This window comes from Sphingopyxis sp. P8, from assembly GCF_020622175.1.
Lineage (GTDB): Bacteria > Pseudomonadota > Alphaproteobacteria > Sphingomonadales > Sphingomonadaceae > Sphingopyxis > Sphingopyxis jiangsuensis.
Genome location: NZ_JACNMK010000001.1, coordinates 869,908 through 891,234, shown reverse-complemented (window position 1 = coordinate 891,234; position 21,327 = coordinate 869,908). Strand labels below are relative to the sequence as shown.

Annotated in this window: 15 protein-coding genes; 12 read left to right on the top strand and 3 right to left on the bottom strand. The window is 67.2% G+C overall.

The features are described from left to right. Window positions 1-30: 30 nt before the first annotated feature. The gene (locus H7692_RS04385; RefSeq protein ID WP_222135825.1) at window positions 31-1,677 is read right to left on the bottom strand and encodes an N-acyl-D-amino-acid deacylase family protein; all 1,647 of its coding nucleotides are present in this window, start codon (window positions 1,675-1,677) and stop codon (window positions 31-33) included. A gap of 205 nt (window positions 1,678-1,882) precedes the next feature. On the opposite strand from H7692_RS04385, the gene H7692_RS04380 reads away from it, so the two are divergent. The 7 genes from H7692_RS04380 to dacB all read left to right on the top strand — a co-directional run bounded on the left by H7692_RS04380 (window position 1,883) and on the right by dacB (window position 10,166). Beyond that, the gene (locus H7692_RS04380; protein WP_201926157.1) at window positions 1,883-2,767 is read left to right on the top strand and encodes a LysR family transcriptional regulator; all 885 of its coding nucleotides are present in this window, start codon (window positions 1,883-1,885) and stop codon (window positions 2,765-2,767) included. A gap of 94 nt (window positions 2,768-2,861) precedes the next feature. Continuing rightward, entirely contained in the window at window positions 2,862-3,896 is a 1,035-nt protein-coding gene (dgcN, locus tag H7692_RS04375) for an N-acetyltransferase DgcN (protein ID WP_222135826.1), read from the top strand. Between the two features lie 8 nt (window positions 3,897-3,904). Beyond that, window positions 3,905-4,873: an N-acetyl-D-Glu racemase DgcA gene (dgcA, locus tag H7692_RS04370; RefSeq protein ID WP_390881100.1), complete on the top strand. Its 969-nt coding sequence runs from the start codon at window positions 3,905-3,907 to the stop codon at window positions 4,871-4,873. A gap of 22 nt (window positions 4,874-4,895) precedes the next feature. Continuing rightward, window positions 4,896-6,134 (top strand): dicarboxylate/amino acid:cation symporter, encoded by a 1,239-nt coding sequence (locus tag H7692_RS04365; RefSeq protein WP_222135828.1) that lies wholly within the window; start codon window positions 4,896-4,898, stop codon window positions 6,132-6,134. Continuing rightward, the gene (locus H7692_RS04360) at window positions 6,131-7,657 is read left to right on the top strand and encodes a permease (RefSeq protein WP_227339832.1); all 1,527 of its coding nucleotides are present in this window, start codon (window positions 6,131-6,133) and stop codon (window positions 7,655-7,657) included. The genes H7692_RS04365 and H7692_RS04360 overlap by 4 nt, the downstream gene beginning before the upstream one ends. After that, the gene (locus tag H7692_RS04355; protein WP_201926148.1) at window positions 7,654-8,679 is read left to right on the top strand and encodes a serine hydrolase domain-containing protein; all 1,026 of its coding nucleotides are present in this window, start codon (window positions 7,654-7,656) and stop codon (window positions 8,677-8,679) included. Before H7692_RS04360 ends, H7692_RS04355 begins: the two co-directional genes overlap by 4 nt. A gap of 2 nt (window positions 8,680-8,681) precedes the next feature. Continuing rightward, window positions 8,682-10,166, top strand: a complete 1,485-nt coding sequence (dacB, locus tag H7692_RS04350; RefSeq protein ID WP_227339831.1) for a D-alanyl-D-alanine carboxypeptidase/D-alanyl-D-alanine-endopeptidase — start codon at window positions 8,682-8,684, stop codon at window positions 10,164-10,166. Between the two features lie 22 nt (window positions 10,167-10,188). Here the strand turns inward: dacB and H7692_RS04345 are convergent, their stop codons facing one another. Continuing rightward, window positions 10,189-12,579 (bottom strand): penicillin acylase family protein, encoded by a 2,391-nt coding sequence (locus tag H7692_RS04345; RefSeq protein ID WP_222135829.1) that lies wholly within the window; start codon window positions 12,577-12,579, stop codon window positions 10,189-10,191. 391 nt (window positions 12,580-12,970) lie between these two features. On the opposite strand from H7692_RS04345, the gene H7692_RS04340 reads away from it, so the two are divergent. The 3 genes from H7692_RS04340 (at window position 12,971) to H7692_RS04330 (ending at window position 17,670) form a co-directional block, all read left to right on the top strand. Next, window positions 12,971-15,823 carry a TonB-dependent receptor plug domain-containing protein gene (locus H7692_RS04340; RefSeq protein WP_227339830.1) on the top strand — a complete coding sequence of 951 codons (2,853 nt, stop codon included), beginning with the start codon at window positions 12,971-12,973 and terminating at the stop codon, window positions 15,821-15,823. A gap of 222 nt (window positions 15,824-16,045) precedes the next feature. Then, window positions 16,046-16,942 (top strand): N-acetylmuramic acid 6-phosphate etherase, encoded by an 897-nt coding sequence (locus H7692_RS04335; protein ID WP_227339829.1) that lies wholly within the window; start codon window positions 16,046-16,048, stop codon window positions 16,940-16,942. Then, entirely contained in the window at window positions 16,939-17,670 is a 732-nt protein-coding gene (locus H7692_RS04330; protein ID WP_201926139.1) for a GntR family transcriptional regulator, read from the top strand. Before H7692_RS04335 ends, H7692_RS04330 begins: the two co-directional genes overlap by 4 nt. A gap of 1 nt (window position 17,671) precedes the next feature. Here the strand turns inward: H7692_RS04330 and H7692_RS04325 are convergent, their stop codons facing one another. Then, the gene (locus H7692_RS04325; protein ID WP_227339828.1) at window positions 17,672-19,069 is read right to left on the bottom strand and encodes an FAD-binding oxidoreductase; all 1,398 of its coding nucleotides are present in this window, start codon (window positions 19,067-19,069) and stop codon (window positions 17,672-17,674) included. Window positions 19,070-19,122: 53 nt separating this feature from the next. On the opposite strand from H7692_RS04325, the gene H7692_RS04320 reads away from it, so the two are divergent. Both H7692_RS04320 and nagA read left to right on the top strand, forming a co-directional pair. Next, complete coding sequence (locus H7692_RS04320) at window positions 19,123-20,178, top strand: SIS domain-containing protein (protein WP_227339827.1); 1,056 nt, start codon at window positions 19,123-19,125, stop codon at window positions 20,176-20,178. After that, window positions 20,175-21,314, top strand: coding sequence for an N-acetylglucosamine-6-phosphate deacetylase (gene nagA / locus H7692_RS04315; protein ID WP_222135833.1), 1,140 nt, complete (start codon window positions 20,175-20,177; stop codon window positions 21,312-21,314). Before H7692_RS04320 ends, nagA begins: the two co-directional genes overlap by 4 nt. Window positions 21,315-21,327: the final 13 nt, after the last annotated feature.

The following is a 21,327-nucleotide window of genomic DNA, read 5'->3' as shown; positions in this document are numbered from 1 at the left end:
GGAAGAACGTCTCGCCCTGCCGGGGAGCAGTCAGTCCACTACCGGGCAGCCCGTCGCGGGGACGGGACGCAGCAGCGCCCGGCCGGCAGTGGCACCCGTGGCGCGGCTGTCGTCGACTGCAAGAGTGCCGTTGACGTACAATTTGCGCACCCCGACGCTGAGTTCGCGCGGGTTCATATAGTCGGCGCGCGGCGCGAAGCCGTCGGGGTCGATCACCGCGACATCCGCGAAATAGCCGGGCCGCAGATAACCCCGCCGGTCGAGGCGATAGATGTCGGCCGGGCGGCCCGTCGACTGGCGGATGAAGGCGGCGAGACTCACCACCTTGCGGTCCCGCACATAGCGCTGATACTTTTCCGGAAAGCTTGCGTACATGCGCGGGTGGCCGTCCGAGCCGTCAGACGAGGTGACCATCCACGGCTGCTGCATCAACAGGTCGACGTCGGCCTGCGCCATGTTGAACGAGGCGACTGCGGTTCCGCGCCCCCTTTGCTTTTCGTCGGCAGCCTCGAGGCTGTGGCGGATGATGCGCAGCGCGGCGTCGCGGGGATCGAGCCCCCAGCCGTCGGCGACCGCGGCGAGCGTCTGTCCCGTCCAGGGAAAGCCCTGCGCGATCAGCAGCAGCGACGCCGCGCCACCCCGCCGCCGCAGATTTTCCGCCATTTCGTCGCGGATTCGCGCGTGCGTTGCGTCGTCGTCGAGGCGGGCGAGGAGCGCGGGCGCGCCGCCGTCGACCGCCCAGCGCGGCAGCAGCGACGCGTCGAGACTCGACCCCGAAGCGAGCCACGGATACTGATCGGCGGTCACCTGCATCCCGGCACGGCGCGCCGCGTCGATTTCGGCGATCACGGCGCCTGCCTGTCCGTGGACGTCGACCCCCAGCGCCTTCAGATGTGCAAAATGGACGGGCATGCCGGCGGCACGGCCGATGGCGATCGCTTCGCGCACCGATCCGAGAAGGCCGATGGTATAGCTCGATTCGTCGCGCTGGTGCGTATCGTAAAGCCCGCCGCGCACGGCCGCTTCGCGCGCAACTGCGACGACCTCGTCGGTCGTTGCAAAGCTTTGGGGCGCATAGAAAAGGCCGGCCGAAAAGCCCGCTGCGCCTTCGCACATGCCGCGCGCGACAAGCTTTTGCATCGCGGCGAGTTCGGCGGGTTCGGGCGCGCGCGCCGCCTGGCCGAGGACACGCTGGCGCACCGCGCCAAAACCGATCAGCGAGACGAAATTGGTGCCCACGCCCGAGGCTTCGATCCGGCGCGCGTCGCTCGCGACATCGGGGGTGCCCGCCCCGTCGACGCCGATGACGACCGTCGTCACTGCCTGGTTGAGCCATGCCGGGTTGACGCGCTGCGCCGGGTCGGACGAGCGCAGGAAGCCGTCGGCGTGCGTGTGCGGGTCGATTAACCCCGGCGCGACGATCATGCCCTGCGCATCGACGACGCGCGCTGCGGACAGGCGGCGCAAGTCGCCGACCTCGACGATGGTGTCGCCGCGAATGGCGACGTCGCCAATGAAAGGCGCGCGGTCGCTGCCGTCATAGATCGTCCCGCCGCGGATCAGCAGGTCGACTTCGGCGGAGGTCGGGGCGCTGGTGGCGCAGGCAGACAGCATGATCGCCATCGCGCCGAGCGCGGCGGTGCGACGAAACGATGACAAGGCGGAAGGCAGGGGCATCGGCGACATCCTAGGCTGCGGGCTCCGCACCGGGAGGCGCGCGGCGGCCCGTCATTCGGGACGAACTTGTCGGCAAAGCGCCGCTCTGCGTCCAGAGAGGGTTGTTGCGCCACCTATAACCCGCTGGCATAGAGAGCCCAAGTCGCCACAAAGTCCCCGCATCAGCGGGCGGACATCCCGTGCTGGCCGTCGGGAGACAAAACTCATGAATCTGCGCCAGATCGAGGTTTTTCATGCCGTGTTCCTGCACGGAACGGTCAGCGCCGCGGCGCGGGCGCTCAACGTATCGCAGCCCTCCGTCACCAAGGTACTCCGCCACGCCGAACGTTCGATCGGCCTTCCGCTGTTCGAACGCTCGAAGGGGCGGCTCATCCCCACGCAGGACGCGCGCATCCTGTTCGCCGAGGTTTCCGATATTCAGGATCGCGTCCGCTCGCTGCGGCAGGCATGCCAGAATTTGCGCCACGGCCGCGGTGGCCTGTTGCGGATCTCGGCGCTGCCGTCGCTGGGGCTCGGCGCGATCCCGGAGGCGGTGGCGCGCTTCATGACCGGCCATGCCGATGTGATGTTCGACCTGCAGACAGTCCATCACGACGAAATGGTGCGCAAACTCTATGAGCGCGAAACCGACATAGCGATCAGCTATGAAGTGCCGCTCGCGGCGCCCGTCGCGCACCAGGTGATCGGCGAAGGCGAGCTGGTCGTGATCTTTCGCGAACAGGATCTGCCCGCTGCGCCCCCGCGCATCCGGCTCGACGAGCTGCGCGGGCACAAGTTCATCAGTCCGGTGCAGAGCGGGCCGATCGGCCGGATGCTGTCGGGCGAGCTCGACCGGCTCGAGGTGACGCTCAACGAAGTGGTGTCGGCGCGGACCTATTATGTCGCGGCGGCGCTCGTCCATGCCGGGGTCGGCATGGCGATCGTCGACAATTTTACCGCGCACGCGGCGCTGCCGCCGGGGCTCGCGAGCCGCCCGCTCCAGCCCGCCATCGCGTTCGACATCAACGCCGTCTATCTGCAGGACTGGCCGCCGTCGAAGACCGCCGCCGAATTTCTCCAGATGCTCTCGCAGGTGATCGAGGAACTATAGCGCAAGGCTATAGGAAGCGCGGCGCAAGATATTGGGGGCCGGCGTGCGGCGGCGATAGACGTTCGCATTCCACGCCACGCAGGTATCGAACAGCATGATCGCCACCCCCTATCTTCTCTATCTCGGCCATTCGAACGACAATGTCGGGATCAAGACCGCCCGCGGACTGGCGGTATTCCGCCCCGACATTTGCGTCGGCGAGTTTCGCCACGATGACTGCGGATTGACGCTCGACCTTCCGCGCATGGATTTCGCGATGGCGCGTGCGGCGGGCGCCAGAACGCTGGTGCTCGGGATTGCGAATGCCGGGGGCAAGCTGGGCGCGGACCTGATCGAGGACGCCCTTGCCGCGCTTGAATCAGGCCTCGATATCGCCTCGGGGCTTCACCATCGGCTCAACGACGAGCCACGGCTGGTCGAAGCGGCGGCGCGCCTGGGCCGTCAGCTTCACGACGTGCGCAAGCCGCGCCCCGACATTCCGATCGGCAACGGCCTGCCGCGCGAAGGCAAGCGGTTGCTCACCGTCGGAACCGACTGCTCGGTGGGCAAGATGTACACAACGTTGTGCCTCGCACGCGCGCTCGAAAAGCGCGGTATCGCCGCCGATTTTCGCGCGACCGGCCAGACGGGCATTCTCATCGCGGGCTCGGGCGTACCGCTCGATGCGGTTGTCGCCGATTTCATCTCGGGCGCGATCGAACAGCTTTCGCCGCCGCGCACCGACGGTGGCTGGGACCTGATCGAAGGACAAGGCTCGCTGTTCCACCCGTCGTTCGCCGGGGTGTCGACGGGGCTGCTGCACGGCGCGCAGCCCGACGCGCTTGTGCTCTGCCACGATCCCACGCGCCCGCACATGCGCGGCCTCCCGCACTATCAGCTACCCGCACTCGACGAATGTCTCGAAGCCAATCTGCAAGTGGCGCGGCTTACCAACGCCGCCGTTCAGGCGGTCGGGATCGCGCTCAACACGTCGGCGCTCCCCGAAGCGCAGGCGTATGAGCTTTGCGCCCGCACCGAAGAGAAATTCGGCCTTCCCTGTACCGATCCCTATCGCATGGGAGTGGAACCGATCCTCGATCGCTTGCTTGCCGCGACCGGGATCCCCTCGACGATTGCGCAACCCGCCTGATGGCCACCATATCTGCCGCGTTGGCCGTACGGACCGACTGTTTCCCGCTCAACGCCCCGTTTCGCATTTCGCGCGGGGTGAAGACGATCGCGGAGGTGCTGAGCGTCGTCATCCTTCGCAATGGCGTCGTCGGTCGCGGCGAATGCGTGCCATACGCCCGCTATGGCGAGAGCCTTTCGAGCACCACCGCTACCATCGAATCGATACGCGAGGAAATCGAGCGCGGGGTAACGCGGCGCGAGCTGCTGTCCTTGCTGCCGGCCGGAGCGGCACGCAATGCCGTCGATTGCGCCCTGTGGGACCTCGAACTTCGGCAGGGCCGTGCGGCTGCGCGGGCCCGCCCGGTGGCAACCGCGATGACCGTCAGCCTCGACACGCCCGAACGCATGGCGGAGGCCGCGACCCTGTTGGCTGATGCGCCGCTGGTCAAGGTCAAGGTCGACCGCGAAAATCCGGCGGAGGCGCTGCGTGCCGTGCGCAAGGCCGCCCCTGGTCCGCGTCTGATCGTCGATCCCAACGAAAGCTGGACCATCGCCGACGTCGATGCGCTACAGGGGCTGATGACCGATCTGCGCGTCGACCTGCTCGAACAGCCTCTGCCTGCCGATGCCGATGGCGGTCTGGCGGGCTATCGCTCGGCGATCCCCATCGCCGCCGATGAATCGATCCACGTCGCCGAGGATCTCGAGACGCTTCCCGACGGCTATTCGGTAGTCAATATCAAGCTCGACAAGACCGGCGGCCGCACCGCGGCGCTGGCGCTCGCCGAAGCAGCGCGCGCGCGCGGGCTCGGCGTGATGACGGGCTGCATGATCAGCTCGTCGCTGTCGATCGCCCCGGCGTGGACGATTGCCGAACGGGCCGACTTTGTCGATCTTGACGGACCCTTGTGGCTCGCCAAGGATCGCGAGGGAGGCGTCAGGGGCACAAAGGGGCTTCTCGCGCCTCCCCAAGCCGGATTCTGGGGCGATTTTTGATATGAGCGGAGCCTGACTGCCGATGACCGCATTCCTTCGCCGCTGGTTCGCGGTTCCATTATGGCAAAGGGTGGTCGGTGGCATGCTTCTCGGCCTGCTGGTCGGGCTCGCCTCACCGGAAGCGAGCGCCGCGATCGCGGTGATCGGCGAATTGTTCGTGCGCCTGATCCGGATGCTTGTCGTCCCGATCGTTTTCATCAGCATCGCATCGGGGGTGACCGCACTCGCCGATCCGCACAAGCTGGGGGCGGTCGGCGCCCGCACGATCGGCCTGTTCGCGGCGACGACCGCCTGCGCAGTGTCGATCGGCATGGCGGTCGGGCTGCTCATCGAACCCGGCGCGGGGGCGGCGCTTGGCAGCGCAACGCCGCACGCGCTGGGCGAGGCGAAGTCGCTCCACGATCAGCTTGTCGGCATCGTTCCGGTCAACATCGTCCAGGCGCTCGTCGACGGGGACATGCTCGCGATCATCTTTTTCTCGATGCTGTTCGGTTTCGGGGTGATTCTGGCGGGCGAAGCGGGGAAACCGACCGCGGCGCTGCTCCAGTCGGTGGGGCAGGTGCTTTTCCACCTGGTGCGCATCGTGATGGAGTTCACCCCCTTCGGGGTGCTCGCGCTGATCGCAAAGGCGGTGGCCGACAATGGCGTCGCAGTCTTCACCAATGTCGGCTGGCTCGCGGTTGCGGTAGCGACGGGCGTCGTGCTGCAGATCCTGCTCGTCCATGTGCCGCTGATCGCGCTCGTCGCACGGCGCTCGGTCGCGCGCTTTTACCGCACCATCCTCGACGCGCTCGTCGTCGCCTTTTCGACCGCCTCGTCGGCGGCGACGCTTCCCGTCGCATTGCGCATCGCGCATGAAGAGCTGCGGATCGCGCCGGGTGTTGCATCGACGGTGCTGCCGATCGGCGCGAGCATCGGCAAGGACGGGACGGCGATGTATGTCGGCCTTCTCAGCATCTTCGCGCTCCAGGCGCTCGGCATTACGCCCGACGCGCCGATGCTCGCGATCCTGCTGCTCACCGGCGCGCTCGCGGCTTTCGGGACCGCGCCCATCCCCTCGGCCTCGCTCTTCATGCTTGCCGCTGCGCTCGGCGCGGTCGGCGTGTCGCCCGAACAGACCGCGCTCGTCGTCGGCTTCATCCTGCCCTTCGACCGACTGCTCGACATGACGCGCACGGTGGCAAGCGCGAGCGCCAATCTGACCGTGACGAGCGTGGTCGGGCGCAAGGAAGGCAATATCACGCAGGAGGCACTGGCATGAGCGTGGCGACAGCCGACGGGAGCGCGGCATTGGCCGACGCGCCGCTGCCCGGCGACGACCAGGGCGCGCCGCAGGTCAAGCGGTGGCGGCTGCTCGGCCTCTACTTGCTGCTCGGCTTTTCGGCGGGCCTGCCCTTTTACATGTTCAATGCGGTGCTGACGCTGCGGCTGTCGCGGCACGGCGTCGACATCGTCATCATCGGTTTTTTCGCATGGATTGCGCTGCTTCCAACCTTTAAATTCGCCTGGGCGCCGCTCGTCGAACGCTTCAGCATCCCTGGGTTCGGGCGGTTCTGGGGACGGCGGCGGAGCTGGATCATGCTGTCGCAGCTCGGCATTTTCCTGTCGATGGTCGCGATGGCGGCGACGTCGAACGACGAAAGCCTGCCGCTCACCGCTCTTTTTGCGATCCTGCTCGCCTTCTGGACCACGACGCTCGAAGTAGCTGCCGACGGCTGGCGTATCGAGCTCGCTCCGACGCAGGCCGAGCAGGGCCCGCTCGTCGCAGCGAACCTCTGGGGCTATCGCAGCGCGATGGTCGCGGCGGGCAGCGGCGCGGTGCTCGTCGCGGCGTGGGCCGACTGGACCTGGGCCTATCTGGTAATTGCGGTCGCGGCGTTCGCGCCTTTCCCCGTGCTGGCGGCGATGCGCCCCGAAGCCGAGGGGGCGAAAGGGCGCTGGAGCGCGCTGTTGCTGGGGGTCATGGTCAGCCTCGCCATCCTGTTCGTGACTGCGATTGCGACGACGGCGGTGGGATGGGTGCTGCTGTCTGCGGTGCAGGGGGCGGGCGTTTCGGCGAAGACCAACGTCACGCCTTTTGTGCTGGCGGTCGCGCTGTTGCCCTTCATCCTCCTCGCCGCCGCGCTGCCGCGTATCCGGCGGTTGCCTCCCGACGCGCCGCAGAGGATGCACGCCTTCGTCGCCCCCTATGTCGAGATTTTCTGGCGCTATGGTTATGCCGTGCTTGCAGTGCTGGCTTTCGTCTCGCTCTATCGCATGGGTGACGTGCTCGCGCTGACGCTGTCGCATCCGCTGTGGAACGACATGGGCTACAGCCTCGAACAGATCGGCGTCGCCGACGGCGTCGTCGCGCTGTCGTCGAGCATGTTCGGCGTGGCGCTCGGGGGATGGCTGACGATGCGGCTGCCGCTGCCTTGGACGCTCATGCTCGGCGCAGTCGCTGCGGCGCTCGGCAACTGGATCTATGTCTGGCTCGCGCACACCGAACCCTCGTCTTTCGTGCTCTACACCTCGGTCGCGGTCGACCAGTTCGGCAACGGCTTCGCCGGGGCGGTCTTCGTCGTCTATCTCTCGATGCTGGTGAGCCCGCGCTTTGCCGGAGCGCAATATGCCTTTCTGTCGGGCTTCGCCTTCCTCTTGCCGCGACTGCTCGCGGGCGCGTCGGGGTCGATGCAGACGCAGATCGGCTATGACGGATTTTTCCTGCTTTCCGGCGCGCTGAGCTTTGCCGCGATCTTCCTGTTGCCGCTCGTCGCGCGCGCCAAGGGGCGCGTCGCGGAATGAGTATCGAGTCTGCCTGCCGCGAGGCGTTCGCACCCGCACGCGCTGCGGTTGAAAGCGGGCGTATTCCCGGCGCGGCGCTGGGGCTCGTGGCGCGCGACGGGGCAAGCGCGATCGAGCTTGCCGGTATGGCGTCGCTCGTCCCCGAGCCCGAGGTGCTGACGCGCGCGCACTGGTTCGACCTCGCGTCGGTCAGCAAGGTCGTTGCGACCACGACGATGATCCTCAAACTCGCCGAAGCGGGGCGCATCGACCTCGACCGCCCGCTCACCGACGCAATACCTGACCTGCGCCAATATGACGTCGCGGGCGCTGCCGAACGGCGGCTGACTTTCCGCGACTGTCTGGTCCATCGCACCTTTTTCCCTGCGGTCGAGCCGATCTATACCTATGGCGACGACCCCGCGCGGCTCCGCGCCTTCGTCCTTCAGCGCGAGTGGCGTCACGGACCACCCGTCTATTCGGACATCAATTTCATCCTGCTCGGCATTGCGATCGAGCGGCTGACGGGCGCCTCGCTCGCCGACTGGCCGCTCGGTGAGGGCCTCAGTTTCGGCCCGCCCCCTGGCCCCGCCGTCGCGACCGAGATGTGCAGCTGGCGCGGGCGCGTGCTCAAGGGCGAGGTGCATGACGAAAATGCCTTCGCGCTCGGCGGCGCCCCCGGTCATGCCGGACTGTTCGGAACGGTCGACGGCGTGCTCGGCTTTGCGCGCGCGATGCTCGACGGGTCGATCCTGTCGGCGGCGATGCTGGACGAGGTGCGAAGCGCGCAGGAAGGCCATCGCACCTGTGGATGGGAACGCGCCTTTCCGGGCTGGTCGGGCGGCACCGCCTGCTCGGCCGCAACGATCGGCCACACCGGCTTCACCGGAACGGGGCTGTGGATCGATTTCGACCGCGGCATCGCCTGGACCCTGCTGACCAACCGCGTCCATCCGACACGCCACGCCGACAGCGGCATTTTCGAGCTGCGCCCGGCAACTGGCGATGCGGTGATCGCCGCGTGGGACGCACGAGAGGAGTAATAATGACACAAGCTCGGCACATGTTCGCGGCGCTGCTCCTCTTCGCCGCAGTCCCGGCGCAGGCGCTCGCCGAACAGCCGTGCGCGACGGCCGAGCGGTCGCCTGTCCAGGCGGCCGTCGAAAGCGCGCTCGCCGACGCGCCGCAGGGCGCGCGCTTTGGCTTTCTTGTCACGACGATGGAGGGCGAGACGCTCGTGGCGGTCGCTCCCGACCAGCGATTCATCCCGGCGTCGAACACCAAAATCTATACCTCGGCGGCGGCCTATGCGGTGCTTCCCGAACTCGAAAGCAGCGCGAAAGGCACGGGGGTCCGGCTCGAGCCCGCGGCCGACGGTGCAGTCGACGTGGTGCTTTATGGCCGCGGCGACGCGCGCATGTCGAGCGCGGCGGACTGCACCGTCGACTGCCTTCGCACGCTTGCCGACGCGGTCGCGGCAAAGACGCGCCGCGTGCGCCATGTCGTCGGCGACGACAGCTGGCTTCCCGACGAGCGGTGGGGACCGGGGATGAGCTGGAACAATATCCAGTCGCGCTATGGCACCGGCATTTCCGCGCTCACGGTCGATGACAATGAATGGTCGCTGATGCTGACCCCCGGCAAGGTCGGCGCATCGCCCGCGATCGCCGCTTCGCCCTATTTCACCGTCGACAATCGCGTCACCACGGTCGAGGGCAAGGAGGAGGCGATCGTCGCCGAGCGCGCGCCGGGCAGCCGCACCATCCTGCTCACCGGTTCCGTCGGTGCATTGGCAGCCCCCGTCCGGCTCCGTTTCGGCATCGACGATCCCGCGCATTATGCCGCGTGGCGGATGCGCGACCTGCTCGTCGAACGCGGGGTGCAGGTTGAAGGCGACGCGACCGCGCGGCATCGGCCGCTGTTGCCGTCCGACGATCCCAAGTTGCGCGGCGATGCACCGCCCATGCGCGCGCCCGACCTGCCGATGCTCGCAGAGCTACAGCCGCCGCCGCTCGCCGATGATGTGCGGCTGATCAACAAGGACAGCCAGAATCTTTATGCCGACCTGATGCTCCGCCGGCTGGGGCGGCTTGGCGGGAGCGGTTCGATTGCCGACGGCCAGGCGGCGCTGCGTGCGACGATGACTGCCGCCGGCGTGGCGCCCGAGGGCTATGGACTCGCCGACGGGTCCGGGATGTCGAGCTATAATCGGATCACACCCCGAGCGACGGTGGCCTTGCTGTCGTGGGTTGCGCGCCAGCCGTGGGGCGACGCGTGGCGGGCGACCCTGCCCATCGCCGGGGTCGACGGCACGCTGCGCAGCCGTTTCAAGGGAACGAGCCTAGAAGGTCGGCTGTTCGCCAAGACCGGAACGCTCAACGCGTCGCGCGCTCTCTCAGGCTATCTGCTCACCAAGAGCGGGCGGACGCTGATCTTCTCGACCCTCGCCAACGACATGCCCGAGGGCACCGACGCGGCAGCGAGCGCTGCGGTCGACCGCGCCCTCGTCGCAGTCGCCGAGGCGCTGTAACCGGACCCGTCAGCCTTTCCCGTCAGCCTTTCGCCGGCGTCAGCGTCAGCCGCGCGGCGGCATGGCGGTCGACCGCGGCGCGGCTGAACCACAAGGGCTGCATCGCGCCGGCGAGCCAATAGGGATAGAAATCGCGATAGCGCGCCGACCGCGGATCGGCCGACTGGCCGGGAAGCAGCAGGAAGCGGCTGTTGTCCCACGCCCCGACGTCGGCGACGAAAAGATAGCTCGCGCCGTGCGAGACGTTGAAGCCGCGCCGCGAATTGTAACCGCGCGCCATCGGAGTCGTCCCGTCGCCACCCGACCGCCCGCCCTCGATCCGCGGGAAGGCCGCGGCGATCGCGGGGATCGAGGATGCGAGCGGGTGCGCGATGGTGACGCGGTGGAGGTCGCCCCATTTCCACACGCTAGGATCGGGCCCGGCGAGTTCGACTGCCTTGTTCCATCCGGACTCGAGCGCGCGTGCGATCATCGCGTCGCGCGCCGCGCGCGGGTCGGGGCCGAGCTGCGCGTCGAGGTCGCTAAGGATACGCAGCATCTCCGACAGGTTCACCGTCGGGATGAGGTCGCGTGCCTCTGCGGGTACGACGCGCTCGCGGAAATCGTTCGACAGCGCCTGCATCACCATTTCGAACAGCAGCGCGGCACCGCTGTCCGCGTCCACTTCGCGGTCCCACGACCGCAGCATTGCGGCGGCGTCGGCCACCGTCCCGGGCGGCGGCACGGCGGGCAGCATCGCCTGGAGTGCGCGCGCGGGCAGTGACTGGACGTCGTGGAGCAGCGCGACGCTATCCTCGATCCGGTGCTTTGGCTGCGCGTCCAGCACCTCGGCGATGCGGTTGTAGCGATAGGGGTCGCTCCACGTGAAGCTGATGATCCTTTCGCGATAGGGATAGTCTTTGGGGAGGTTGAGTTGGTTCGCCGAGGCAAACCAGCCTTCGTGCGGGTTGAAGACGTGCGGCATCTGCGACACCGGCAATATCCCGGTCCAGTCATAGTCGCCATCGCCCGGCGCAGGAAAGAGCCCGTCATGCTTCGGGCGGCGCGGGGTGAATCCGATCGTCTGCCAGCCGATATTGCCGTCGATGTCTGCATAATGGAGATTGGTTGGCGAGACGTGCAGCTTGAACGCGCGCTGGAGCGACTCCCAATCCTTCGACAGGTTGATTGCGATAATCGCGAACCGCATGTTCGCGCCCGGCAGCATCGTCACGGTCGCAAAGGCAACCGCGCGGTTGCGCGCCGGGTCTTCCGAAATGATCGGACGCCCTTCGGCATAGCGCAGCATGACGCGCTCGGCGGGCGCATCCTTCACCTGTATCACTTCCTCGTGGCGCTCGAACGCCTTCCATTCGCCGCGATGCCAATAGCGGTCGGGGTCGCTCTCGTGCGTCTTGAGGACGAACAGGTCGGTCTGGTCGATGTGGAAATTGGTGCGGCCAAAGGCGAAGCGGTCGGTGTGCCCCTGCATGATGCCCGGAAGGCCCGGAGCGCCCGCGCCGATCACGTCGAGGCCGGGCGCAGTCATATGGACCATGTGGCGCGGGCTTGCGCCCCCGATGCCGAGGTGCGGGTCGTTCGAGAGGATCGGGCGGCCGGTTGCGCTGCGCGTCGGCGCGATCGTCCAGGCGTTGCTTCCTTGCGAGAAGCGGTCGGCGTTGCGCTGCGCAGGGTCCGCCTGCGCTTCCTGCAGCGTGTCGAAGGGCAGGGGCCGCGCCGATGGGAGGAGCACGCCGAGATCGGCCTCCGAAACCGCGGCGACGTCGAGCCCTTTGGGCACGGTAAACTCCCAATCGAGGCGCAGCGGTGCCATCAGCCGCTCGGCCTCGATCAGCCCGCGCGCCTGAAGCTGGGCGCGGCGCACCTCGTCGTCGGCGTCGCCCATGCCGATGCCGCGATGGCGCACGAGGTTGCGCACGTCCCAGCGCAGCGGCGCGATGCCGAGGATGCCATATTCGAGTGGCAGCTGGTCGGGGTCCGCCTCGAGCTCGGCGATGCGGGCGTTGACACCCGCGACATAGCCGCGCGCGCATTCGAGCACCTCGGGCGGCAGCGTTGCCAGTTCGGCGTCGATGTCGCCGCGATAATGGAACAGCCGCGCCGCGCGGTCGGCGGCGACGAAGCGCGCGCCGAATACCTCCGCCATCCGGCCGGCCTCGCGTCGATAATCCATGTCGATCTGGAACAGCCGGTCGCGCGCGACGAGATATCCCTGCCCGAAATAGGCGTCGTGGAGCGACGCCGCGCGGACATGGGGGATGCCGAGTTCGTCCTCGATGATTTCGACCGGCGCGCACGCGCCCTCGACCACCCGCCGTGTGCGCGGCTGAGCGCCCGGCGTGCGACTCCAGGATTGTACGGGGAAGGCAAGCGTGGCAACGGAGGCGAGCAGGAAGGTGCGGCGTTGGATCACGAGGGTCCCCTTGTGGTGCTAACGAAGGCCGAAAGCCTATCGGCGGGGAATTGGCACCCCCAATATCAAAGCGCCCCCCTCCTATAGCCCCAAGTTATCGAACGTGCAGACTCCTGCGACAATGGGCAGCATCCCATGCCGGTTGGCTATACCTCCATATAACCAAGTTAATACCATATCGGTTGACCCGCATTCGTCGCCCTGTAACCTCCCTGTCACGAAATGCGACGTCGCCGCGCCTTGAGAGGCCCGGCAAGCCAGTCGCAATATTGGGATGGACATAAATGGCGGGGCCATGGCGCAGCGAACGCAGCGTCATGACCGTGCTGGAGCCAGCAGGGGCCGGATCGTCCAGGATGGGCGGCGGTCTCGATAATGAGGGGGCATGAATATGCGTGACATTCGAAACCATCATCGCACGGCCGGTCGTCGGGTCGCCTTCACCGCGGCGGCGAGTGCTATCGCGCTCACACAGGCACTTCCCGCGATGGCGCAGTCGGCCCCGGCCGACGACGAGGTTCGCGCCGACCAGATCGTCGTCACCGGCACGCGCGTCGTTCGCGACGGCTTCCAGTCGCCGACGCCGCTCACCGTCCTTACCCAGGAAGACATCCAGAACCAGTCGCCGACGAACAACATCGCCGACTTCGTCAACCAGGTTCCCGCGCTTGCAGGCAGCACCCGCCCGTCGAACTCGCGCCTCGCCATCAGCTCGGGCCTCGCGGGCATCAACACGATGAACCTGCGCAACCTCGGTGAAGTGCGCACGCTGGTCCTGCTCGACGGTCGCCGCTCGGTCGGCTCGACGATTACCGGCCTCGTCGACATCAACACTTTCCCGCAATCGCTGGTGAAGAGCGTCGAAATCGTGACTGGCGGTGCCTCGGCGGCCTATGGCTCGGACGCGGTCGCGGGTGTCATCAACTATGTCCTCGACAAGGAATATGAAGGGCTCAAGCTCGAAGCCGACAGCGGCATCACCGACGAAGGCGACGGCTTTAACTACAGCTTCTCGGGCGCCGCAGGTCTCGCATTTGCCGACGGCCGTGCGCGCGTGCTGCTCGCTGCCGAATATTCGCACCGCGACGGCATTTTCCAGGTCGATCGCGAATGGAACCAGCTTGGTTTTCGTACGATCGCCAATCCCAATTACACGCCGACGAACGGCGAGCCTGCCAGCCTCGTCGTTCACGGCGCGGGCACCTGGAACACCCTCCCGGGCGGCGTGATTCGCTCGCAGGTCGGCGGCGGCAGCTCGCTGCGCGGCGTCTATTTCGATCAGGGCGGCGTCGCCAAGCAATATCAGTTCGGCAGCCTGACCGACGGATCGCAGACGGTGGGCGGCGACTGGGAACTCAACGATCAGTCGCGGCGCATCGGTCTCGACGCCACGGATGACCGCCGCGGCGTGTTCGGCCGCGTCAGCTATGAATTCGCCGATTGGCTCACGCTGTTCGCGCAGGCGTCGTACAACTGGAACCGCACGCTGTTCAACTCTGGGCCGCAGGCAGCGACCTTCACGCTCACCGCCGACAACGCCTATCTGCAGCAGGCGCTTACCCCGGCGCAGCTGGCCGGCGTCACTTCGGTCACGCTCGGCACGTCGGCGGCCGACCTTCCCTATCGCAAGAACAACAGCACGCGCGAGGTCCAGCGCTACACCATCGGCGCGGGCGGCGAGTTTGAGATGTTCGGCAATCGCGCGATCTGGGACGGCTATTTCCAATATGGCCAGACCGACGCGCACGAACAGATCCGCGACATCATGAACAATACGCGGATGGCGCAGGCGACCGACGCAGTGTTCGCGCCCGCCGGCAATGCGCTCGGCGTCCCCGCGGGGACGATCGTTTGCCGCTCGTCGCTGACCAATCCGACCAACGGCTGTATCCCGCTCAACCGGCTCGGCATCGGCGTGGGTAACCCGGCGGCAATCGACTGGGTGCTCGGCGATCCCTATCGCGACCAGAAGTTCAAGCAGACGGTCGCGGGGCTCAACCTGTCGATGACGCCCTTTGCCACCTGGGCGGGCGACGTCAGCGTCGCGATCGGCGCCGAGTATCGCAAGGAAGAGGTTTCGGGCTTCGTTCCGACCGAATTCCAGTCGGGCTGGTCGGTCGGCAACTATCGTCCGACCTTCGGCAGCTACAACGTCAAGGAAGCCTATCTCGAAACGGTTGTCCCGCTGGGCCTTGGTGCCGAATTCAACGGTGCGGTGCGTGCCACCGACTATTCGACCTCGGGCTATGTCACGACCTGGAAAACGGGTCTCACCTGGCAGCCGATCGACGATATCCGTCTGCGCGGCACGCTGTCGCGCGACATCCGCGCGCCCAACCTCAACGAACTCTATCAGTCGGGAACGTCGCGGACCAATACCTTCACGACCAATGCGGCGCTCGTCGGCCCGACCTATGCGGGGAGGAATTATCAGGAGATCACGACGGGCAACCTGAACCTCGACCCGGAAAAGGCTGACACGCTCAGCGTTGGCGCGATCCTGCGTCCGCGCTTCGTGCCCGGCCTCTCCTTCTCGGTCGACTATTTCCGGATCAACGTGAAGGATGCGATCGCGCAATTCTTTGCGGACAGCATCGCGCAACGCTGCTTCGAAGGACGGCAGGACTTCTGCGCCGCCATCGTTCCCGATCCGAGCGGCGTGCGCGACTTCCTTGTCTCGGCAAGTCCCTTCAACTTCGCCAAGGTCAAGGTCCGCGGCATCGACTATGAAGCGAGCTATCGCCTGCCTGTCGGGGAATCGGGCAACCTGTTCCTGCGCGGGACCGCGACCAACTATCTGGAAAATCTGGTCGACAACGGCGTATCGAGGCCCGTCGACACGGTAGGCCAGAACAGCGGTCAGACGAGCGGTACGCCGAACTGGATCTTCCGCACCTCGGCCACGTTCGACACGCCCGATTATTCGGTGTCGGTCGTCGGCCGCGGCGTCAGCTCGGGCAAATATAACAACACCTTCATCGTCTGCACCTCGGGCTGCCCGACCAGCACCGCCGCGGCGCCGACGATCAACCGCAACCATATCAACGGGACCTTCTACACCGACCTGAACTTCACCGCGAAGCTCGGCATCGGCAAAGCGGACGGCCAGTTCTTCGTGAACATCACCAATCTGTTCGACAAGGACCCGATCCTGCTTCCCGAAACCGGTCTGTCGGCCAACTCGACCTTCAGCGATCTTCTCGGCCGCAGCTTCCGCGTCGGCGTCCGGTTCAAGACGCGGTAAGGACTTTCGTTTGCTGGAATGACTCGGGCGGGGCGCTTCCATGCGCTCCGCCCTTTCTTTTGGCGCAATGGTATTAGGGTGGTATTGTAATTGGCGGCGGGGCGGTGTAGCCCATGATAGGGTCGGCACCGCTGCCGCGCCGTGCGAGAGCGGCGCGGCGGCGCCCGCCGGCCACCCGCAACGGCGGCGCGTCATGCGCCGCCGGTCGAGGCAGGGGCTCGAATGACCGACACCGAAACACGCAATCCCGATTTTATCGATATCGACCGCTGGCCGACCGAGCGCGCGGTCGAGGCGATGCTCGACGGACAGGTCGCTGCGGTCGAGGCAATCCGCGGGCAGACGGCGGCAATTGCCGCGGCGGCCGACGCCGCGGCGGCGCGGCTCGGGCGCTCGGGGCGCCTCGTCTATGCAGGCGCGGGCACCTCGGGGCGGATCGCGGTACAGGACGGCGTCGAATTGGGCCCGACGTTCAACTGGCCCGCCGACCGGCTCGTCTATCTGATGGCAGGCGGGATGACCGCGCTCGCCGACAGCGCCGAGGGCGCCGAGGACGATGCGGACGATGCGCGACGCCGCGTGCACGATGCCGCAATCGGACCCGGGGATGTGGTAATCGCAATTGCGGCGAGCGGGCGTACGCCCTTCACGGTCGCGGTCGTCGAAGCCGCGCGCGCTGCGGGCGCGCTGACCATCGGCGTCGCCAACAATCCGGACACCCTCTTGCTCGCAGCGGCGGAATATCCCGTCCTCGCCGCAACCGGTGCCGAGCTCGTCGCCGGGTCGACACGCATGAAGGCGGGGACGGCGCAGAAAACCATTGCCAACCTCTTGTCGACCGCGATCATGCTCCGCCTCGGGCGCGTTTATCGCGGGTTGATGGTCGACATGGTCATTTCGAACGACAAGTTGCTCCAGCGCGCGCGCGGGATCGTTGCGACGCTCGCGGGCTGCGGTGCCGATGCGGCGGCCGATGCGCTCGAGCGCGCGGGGCGCGACATCAAGCGCGCGGTACTGGTGGCCCGCGGCCTGCCGCCGCGCGACGCCGAGGCGCTGCTCGCCGCGCATGACGGCATTCTCGCACGCGCTATCGCGGCTTCGGGAGGCGAGGCCGAATGAGCGAAGCGGCCGAACCCGAAGCCTCCTTCGCGAGCACGCCGCTCTACCTCCAGCTCGCCGCGACGCTGCGCCGCAAGATTTTCGAGCATGAGATCGGACCGGGAGAGGCGCTGCCCTCGGAACGCGACCTGTGCGATATTCTTGGCGCGTCGCGCGTCACGGTGCGCAAGGCGATCGAGCAGCTCACCGACGAAGGCCTGCTCACGCGCCGCCAGGGGTCGGGCACCTTCGTCACCGAGCGCATCGAAGCGCCGGGGTCGCAGCTCAGCAGCTTCAGCGAGGACGCCGAAGCGCGCGGAGCCGAAAGCGACACGATCTGGATCATGAAATCGCGCGGCCAGGCGTCGGAGGATGAGGCGCAACTGCTCGAAATCGCCGCCGGCGCGCCCGTCATTCGCCTGAGCCGCGTTCGCCTTGCGGGCGGCGAACCGCTCGCGGTTGAGAATGCGACCGTTCCGGCCGACATGCTGCCTGCGCTCGATGCGGTGGACAGTTCGCTTTACCGTGCGCTCGAAAGCAGTGGAAACCGACCCGTCAACGGGCGTCAGCGTATCCGCGCGGCACTCGCCGGCCCGACCGAAGCGGGTCTTTTGACGATTGCCGAGCATAGCGAAATTTTGCGCATCGAACGGATCACGCGCCGTGCCGACGGGCGCCCGGTCGAGTTGACCCGTTCGGCCTATCGCGGCGACCGCTTCGACTTTGTCAGCGAGTTGCGGCTACCCTAGGTCAGGCGCCCTGCCGGTCGTTGATCGCCGCGTCGTCGAGGAAGATTTTCCCCGGATTGAACAGGCCGTGGGGGTCGAGCGCCTGCTTGATCTGTCGCATCGCCGCGATCGCTGGCGCGCCATGTTCGCGCAGCAGCGCCTCGCGCTTGCCGAGCCCGATGCCATGCTCGCCGGTGCAGGTGCCGCCGACCGACAGCGCGTGGTCGACCATCGCCGCATTGACCTGCCGCGCCTTGTCCCAGCTTTCGGTATCGTCGGGATGGAGGGCAAAGATGACGTGGAAATTGCCGTCGCCGACGTGGCCGAGGACGGGCGCGAATAATCCTGCGTCCTCGATGGCGGCTTTTGCGCGCCCGATTGCGTCGGCGAGGTGCGAGATCGGGACGCACACGTCGGTCGTCCAGGTCACGCCGCCTGCGACCATCGCGCGCGTCGCCCACAGCATCTGGTGCCGCGCGCGCCACAGCCGGTTGCGGCTGTCGGTGTCCGATGCGAAATCGAGGCTACCGCCGCCGCCGCCCGCCCCGATGGCGCGGACGAGTTCAAGCTGATCGCGCACGGCGGCTTCGGACCCGTGAAATTCGAGGAACAGGGTCGGCCGTTCGACAAGACCCAGTGCGCTTTGCGCATTGCATGCACGGATCGCGACCTCGTCGAGCAATTCCATCCGCGCAATCGGCACGCCCGACTGGATCGTCGCGATTACCGTGTCGACCGCGCCGCCGACGCTCCCGAAATCCCAGGTGGCGGCGAGGATATGCTCGGGCTGACCGTGGAGTCGAAGGCTCGCTTCGACGACGAGGCCAAGCGTGCCCTCGGCCCCGGTGAACAGGTGTGTGAGGTCATAGCCTGCGGCCGATTTGCGTGCATGACCCCCCGTGGTGATCAGTTCGCCGTCAGCGCCGACGACCTTCAGCGCGAGGACATTGTCGCGCACGCTGCCATAGCGGACGGTCGTCGTTCCCGAGGCGCGGGTCGAGATCATCCCTCCGATCGACGCATTCGCACCGGGATCGACCGGAAAGAACAGCCCCGTCGCCCGAAGGTCGGTGTTGAGCTGCTCGCGCGTTACACCGGGCTCGACGACGCAGAGAAGATCTTCGGGATGCACCGCGACGATCCGGTTCATGCGGGCAAAATCGACGATCAGGCAATTCGTCCCCACCGGCGCGGCATTGCCTTCGAGCGAGGTTCCGGCGCCATAGCCGATGACCGAAAGGCCTTGGGCTGTGGCAAAGCGGACGAGTGCCTGAACCTCCTCGATGCTCTCGGGCTGTACGGCAAGCGCCGGCGGAGGATAGCAATGATGCCCTTCGCTCTGCGCATAGGCGGCGAGCGCTGCCGGGCGGGTCAGGAGGCGCGGTCCGAAACGCTCGGCAATAGGGCTGGCGTCGATCATGGCCCTGTATAGCAGCCTTGCAGGACGCGGTAAATTGGTATTATAAAGGTATTATGAAATCGAGCAAAGCCGACATGACCGGCGTGCAGGATACGCTGATGTTCCGCGAAGCCGCCGAAGCGGGGGCGGCGGTGTGTCTCCAGCGCGCCGAAAACCGCGCGGCGGTGGCGGACCTTGCGCGCACGCTTGCGGCGGGGAAGCCGTCGCTGCTGCTCACCTGTGCACGCGGAAGTTCGGACCATGCGGCGACCTTCGCCAAATATCTGATCGAAACGCGGCTGGGCATTCCGGTCGCCTCCTATGCGCCGTCGCTTGCCTCGCTCTACCAGTCCCCGATGCCGGGGCTGGCGGGACAAGTGCTGTTGCTCATCTCGCAGTCGGGCCGCAGCCCCGACCTGCTTCTCTCAGCCGAGGCGGCGCGGCGCGCGGGCGCCCTTACCGTCGCGCTCGTCAACGATGCCGCCTCGCCGCTGGCGGCCGCGGTCGATGCGGTCGTCCCGCTCCACGCTGGACCCGAAACCAGCGTGGCAGCGACCAAAAGCTATATCGCGACGCTCGCTGCGCTCGTTGATCTTGTCGCCGCCTGGGCGGATCAGCGCGACCTGCTCGATGCACTCGAACGGCTTCCCGACGATCTCGAAGCGGCCTGGCACGTCGAGTGGGAGATACCGCAGGCCTTTGCGTCGGCGCGAAACCTGTTTGTGCTCGGGCGCGGCCTCACGCTCGGCGTAGCGGCCGAGGCGGCGCTCAAGTTCAAGGAATGCTGCGCGATCCATGGCGAAGCCTTCAGCCTCGCCGAAGTCGCGCACGGGCCGATGGCGCTCGTCGGGCCGGGCTTTCCGCTGCTTGTCTTTCCGCCGTTCGACGAAGCGCGCGCGGGCGCCGATGCGTTGCTTGCCGACTTTGCCGCGCGCGGGGCCGACATTGCGGTCGCTGGCGAGGGCTTTGCCTCGACCCATCCGTTGCCCGTCGCTGCCGGGCTGCATCCTGCCACCGCACCGATTGCAATGATCCAATCCTTCTATCGCTTCGCCAACCGCCTTTCGCTCATGCGCGGGCTCGACCCGGACCGCCCGCCAAGCCTTGCGAAGGTGACGAAAACGCGATGAGCGCGCGCTTCGCCATCGCCGCGCCGCTGATCCTTGCCGCCGACGGATGGCGGCGCGAGCACGCCGTTATCGTGCGCGACGCGGCAATCGAGGCGGTGCTGCCGGTCGGGGCGCTCCCCGGCGACCTGGAGATCGAGCGCTTTTCCAAGGGTTTGCTGCTCCCCGGCTTTGTCGACACGCAGGTCAATGGCGGCGGCGGGGTGCTGTTCAACGATGCGCCGACGGTTGAGACGATAGCGACGATCGCGGCCGCGCACCGCCGGTTCGGGACGACCACGCTGCTCCCCACGCTGATCAGCGACGACGTGGCGATCATCGAGCGCGCGATCGCGGCGGTCGAGGCGGCGATCGCCGCGGGGGTTCCGAGCGTTGCGGGAATCCATATCGAGGGGCCGTTCCTCAACGAGGGCAAGCGCGGCATCCATGATGCGACCAAGTTTCGCCGGCTCGACGAAGAAGCGGTAACTTTGCTGTCGTCGCTGCGCGGCGGGCGCACGCTCGTCACGCTGGCGCCAGAGCTTGCGCCCGCGGGACTGATCCGCCGCCTCGTCGATGCGGGCGTCATCGTCGCCGCGGGGCATACGCTCGCGAGCTATGACGACATGATGCGCGCGCGCGACGAGGGGATACGCGGCGTGACCCATTTGTTCAACGCGATGACGGGACTCGACAGCCGCGCCCCCGGCGTCGTCGGGGCGGCGCTCGACAGCGATCTTGTCTGCGGGCTGATCGTCGACGGGCACCATGTCCATCCGGCATCGCTGCGCGCCGCCTTTCGCGCGAAGGGCGCGGGCGAGTTGATGCTCGTCACCGACGCGATGGCGACGGTCGGCACCCGCCGCGACCATTTCATGCTCGGATCGACGCTGATCCGCGAACAGGACGGCGCGCTACGTGCAGCCGACGGCACGCTGGCAGGGTCGGCGCTCGACATGGCGGCGGCGGTGCGCGGCGCGGTCACGCTGATGCAGCTCGACCTTGCCGACGCGTCGCGAATGGCGAGCGCGACCCCAGCCGAATTTCTGGGTTTGGGGGCACAGCGCGGGCGCATTGCTCAGGGGCTGCGCGCCGATCTGGTGCTGCTCGACCGCGATCTTGCACCGCTGCGCTGCTGGATCGGCGGCGCGACCGACTAGGGTCCTGACCCTA